The following is a 3627-nucleotide window of genomic DNA, read 5'->3' as shown; positions in this document are numbered from 1 at the left end:
GGGGTCGGGCCGCCGCCGACGTGCGCGACGAAGACCGGGCCGCCGGCGCCGGGCACCGGCGCGAGCACCCGGCCCGGCTGCTCCACCAGCCACGGGAACCGGCCCCGCAGGCCGTCGAACCGGACCCGGGTGAGCACCGGCAGGCCGAGCAGGTCGGCCACCTCCAGCATCCGGTCGCCCGGGTTGTCCAGCACCTCGACCAGGCCGTCGTCGGCCCAGCGCCGGACCACCATCCGCTCGTTGGAGGTGAGGTCGGCGTCGGAGAGCAACGCCCGGTGCACCACGGCGTAGACCGGGACGCTGTCCTCCTCCAGCTCGCGGGAGAGGGCGTCGATCACCATGCCCAGCCGCAGCAGGCTGGCCGGCCGGCCACCGTCGAGGTCCTGGTAGCGGATCACCTCGGCCAGGTCGAGGACGGCCCGGGCCAGTGACGGGTCGGTGCAGACGCGCCCCTCGATGGCGTCCAGCACCTTGCTGATCTCGAATCTCATCGGGCGCTCCGGACGATGTCGTCGATCTGGCGCGCCAGCTCCACGTCCCGGTGGGTGACCCCACCGGCGGAGTGGGTGACGCAGCGGAAGGTCACGGTCCGCCACCGGATGTCGATGTCGGGGTGGTGGTCGAGTCGCTCGGCCACCTCCGCCACCCGGTCGACCACGGCGATGGCGGCCGGGAAGCTGCCCAGTTCGACGGTGCGGCTGATCTGAGTCGGGTCGCCCGACCAGTCCGCCAGCCCGCCCAGCTTCTCTCGCACCGCCTCGGCGGTGAGCAGGTCTGTCATGGCCCGACCCTACCGGCACCGGCCTGGGCGGGCCCGACGCGCCGGAGGCGCGTCGGCGGCCGTTGACCAGGTGTGCCGGGTCGGGCACCGAGGGCGACGGCGGACGGACATCGACACCCGACTGTCGCTTTCGCCCGCTACGCTGACCGACGGCCCGGCCGGTGGCGGGCAGCACGCGCCGCACCGGCCCACCCTTCACGAGGAGTAATCCACAATGAACACTCGACGGCTGGCGACCACGGGGGTCGCGCTCGTCGCCGCGCTGGGTCTGCTGACCGGCTGCGGCAACAAGGACGGAGCGGACACTCCAGCCGCCGGCGGAAGCGCCGCGAGCGTCGCCCCGAGCAGCAGCCCGTCGGTCGCCCCGCTCGACGAGCTGACCGCCGCCGCGCTCAAGCTCAACGAGGACAGCGTCCGGGCCACCATCACCTCGTCGGTGCTCAGCGGCGGTGGCCTGATGGACCCGCGGACCAAGGCGATGGACATGACCCTCGACATGGGCAGCCAGGGCAAGGTCCGGATGATCACCCTCGGCGACGACGCCTGGATGAAGATCAGCGGCATGGCGGGCGCCCCGAAGAAGTGGCTGCACATGGACGCCACCAAGCTCGGCGCCAGCGGTCAGATGAACCTGATGCCGGACGGCGACCCGGGCGGCGCCAAGCAGATGATCAAGGGGGTCACCGAGGTCGAGAAGACCGGTGAGCACGCCTTCGCCGGCACCCTCGACTACACCAAGGCCAAGCCGGACGACAAGGGCATCAAGGCGCTCGGCGCCAAGGCCAAGGCGGTGCCGTTCACCGCGAAGACCGACGACCAGGGCCGGCTGATCGAGCTGGTCGTCGACACCACCGTGCTGTCCCCAGCGGCGGGCAAGCTCAAGACCACCTACACGGACTTCGGCGCGGCCGTCGCCCCGCAGAAGCCGCCGGCCAGCCAGACCCAGGAGGCCCCGGAAGAGCTGATCAAGGCGTTCGGCGGCTGACCGCCCCGTACCCGGACGCGACGCGCACCGTGACCGGTGCCGCCCCGTCGTGCGTACGAGGGTCAGCCGCGCAGCGGCCGGCCCACCTCGTGCAGGTGCGCCAGCGCCTGCCGGTACGACTCGACCAGCCCGGTCTCGACGTACGGGACCTCGCGCTCGGCGCAGTACGCCGCCACGATCGGCTGCGCCCGGCGCAGGTTGCCCCGAGGCATGTTCGGGAACAGGTGGTGCTCGATCTGGTAGTTGAGCCCGCCCAGCGCGACGTCGACGAACCGGCCGCCCCGCACGTTGCGCGAGGTGAGCACCTGCTTGCGCAGGTAGTCCAGGCCGTCGTCGTCCGTCGGCATCGGCATGCCCTTGTGGTTGGGGGCGAACGCGCAGCCCATGTAGAGGCCGAAGAGGCCCTGGTGGATGGCGATGAAGGCGAGCGCCTTCCCCGGCGACATCACGGCGAAGATCAGCCCCAGGTAGCCGGCGGCGTGCGCGACGAGCAGCAGCGCCTCCACCCCCCGGTGCCGCATCGGCGTCCGCCAGCCGCCGTCCGCCCGGCCGACCAGGGCCCGGACGCTGGCCACGTGCAGGTGGAAGCCCTCCAGCAGCAGCATCGGGAAGAACAGCCAGGCCTGCCGCCGCGCCAGCCAACGCAGGTAGGGCGGCGTCGCCGCCGCCTGCTCGTAGGTCCAGACCAGCGCGCCGCCGCCGACGTCCGGGTCCTCGTCGGTGTGGTTGGGGTTGGCGTGGTGCCGGTTGTGCTTGTCGACCCACCAGCCGTAGCTGAGTCCGACCGCCAGGTTGCCGGCGAGCAGACCGGCCAGCTCGCTCGGGCCCCGGCGGCGGAACATCTGCCGGTGCCCGGCGTCGTGGCCGAGGAAGGCGACCTGGGTGGTGGCCACCGCCATGCCCACCGCCATCAGCAGCTGCGCCCACGAGTTCCCGACCGCCACCACCGCGGCCCACCCTGCCAGGAAGAAGGTCGCCGTCAGCGCGATGCGCACCGCGTACCGGCCGGGGTGGCGCTCCAGCAGGCCCGCCTCGCTGATCCGTCGGGACAACACGGCATAGTCACTGCCGCGTCGTACCGGTTGGTCCGCCACCGCTGAACGCGCCATCTCCGCTCCCTGTCCTCGGTCCGGGCCACACCCGTTGGCGGGCCCACCCTTGATTCTCGCGGCGACCGTTGCGCCTGGTAATCATGGCAACACCCCGATTCGTGGTGGTGTTGCCCCTACCTCAGCCCATCCGGCCGACGGCCGCGCGCAGCCGGGTCAGGTCACGCCGCCGCCGCTCGTAGGTGGCGGCGAGGGCGATCAACGCGAACCCGCCGACGGCCAGGAAGATCCACCGGGGCAGCAGGTCCCAGCCGCGGACCAGCTCGTGCAGGGCCAGCAGGGTCAGCGTGGTCCCCCCGAGCACCACCGGCGCCTGCCAGCGGCGGGTGGCCCCGGCGAGCACCACGCCCAGCGCGGCGACCCCCGAGCAGCAGCGTCGCCAGGGCTGGGGCTCGGGAGCGACCAGCACCGACACCAGGCCGCAGCAGCCCGGCGGCCAGCCCCGGGCCGAGCGCCAGCCAGCTGGTCAACCCCGCCCGGGTACGCAGCGCGACCACCCCGGCGACCAGCGCCAGTCCCGCCGCCGGCAGGGTGTACGCCTCCAGCAGCACCACCCCGCCGGCGGCGAGCAGCAGCCAGGCGCCGAGCAGTTCGCTGCCGCTGGCGATGCCCGCGAAGGCCCATCGCCGGTCGGCGGACTCGCCCCGCCGCAGCACCCGCGGCGCCACCGCCGCGCCCCACAGCACGCAGACCGCCGCCGCGTGGCGCGGGGCGGCCACGGCGAGCAGCAGCGCCACCAGCGCCACGGCCTG

General features: G+C 73.4%; 4 protein-coding genes and 2 pseudogenes. 1 reads left to right on the top strand and 5 read right to left on the bottom strand.

Annotated features, from left to right (window positions below):
- Positions 1 to 491 (bottom strand): annotated as a pseudogene (locus JNW89_RS30950) (FHA domain-containing protein); the annotation flags it as partial.
- The gene (locus JNW89_RS30945) at positions 488 to 781 is read right to left on the bottom strand and encodes a 4a-hydroxytetrahydrobiopterin dehydratase (protein WP_154942219.1); all 294 of its coding nucleotides are present in this window, start codon (positions 779 to 781) and stop codon (positions 488 to 490) included. The gene JNW89_RS30945 and the pseudogene JNW89_RS30950, both read right to left, overlap by 4 nt.
- Positions 782 to 995: 214 nt before the next feature.
- Between JNW89_RS30945 and JNW89_RS30940 the strand changes: the two genes are divergently transcribed.
- Positions 996 to 1766 carry a hypothetical protein gene (locus tag JNW89_RS30940; protein ID WP_238451769.1) on the top strand — a complete coding sequence of 257 codons (771 nt, stop codon included), beginning with the start codon at positions 996 to 998 and terminating at the stop codon, positions 1764 to 1766.
- Positions 1767 to 1828: 62 nt separating this feature from the next.
- Here JNW89_RS30940 and JNW89_RS30935 read toward each other — a convergent pair whose 3' ends face one another.
- From JNW89_RS30935 to JNW89_RS39255, 3 genes and pseudogenes are all read right to left on the bottom strand, one after another.
- Complete coding sequence (locus tag JNW89_RS30935) at positions 1829 to 2875, bottom strand: acyl-CoA desaturase (protein ID WP_238451768.1); 1047 nt, start codon at positions 2873 to 2875, stop codon at positions 1829 to 1831.
- Between the two features lie 121 nt (positions 2876 to 2996).
- Positions 2997 to 3284, bottom strand: coding sequence for an SCO7613 C-terminal domain-containing membrane protein (locus tag JNW89_RS30930; RefSeq protein WP_238451767.1), 288 nt, complete (start codon positions 3282 to 3284; stop codon positions 2997 to 2999).
- A 73-nt stretch (positions 3285 to 3357) separates the two neighbouring features.
- Positions 3358 to 3531 (bottom strand): annotated as a pseudogene (locus tag JNW89_RS39255) (hypothetical protein); the annotation flags it as partial.
- Positions 3532 to 3627: the final 96 nt, after the last annotated feature.

Source organism: Micromonospora sp. 4G55, from assembly GCF_016803375.1.
This window is presented reverse-complemented; position numbering and strand designations above follow the sequence as displayed.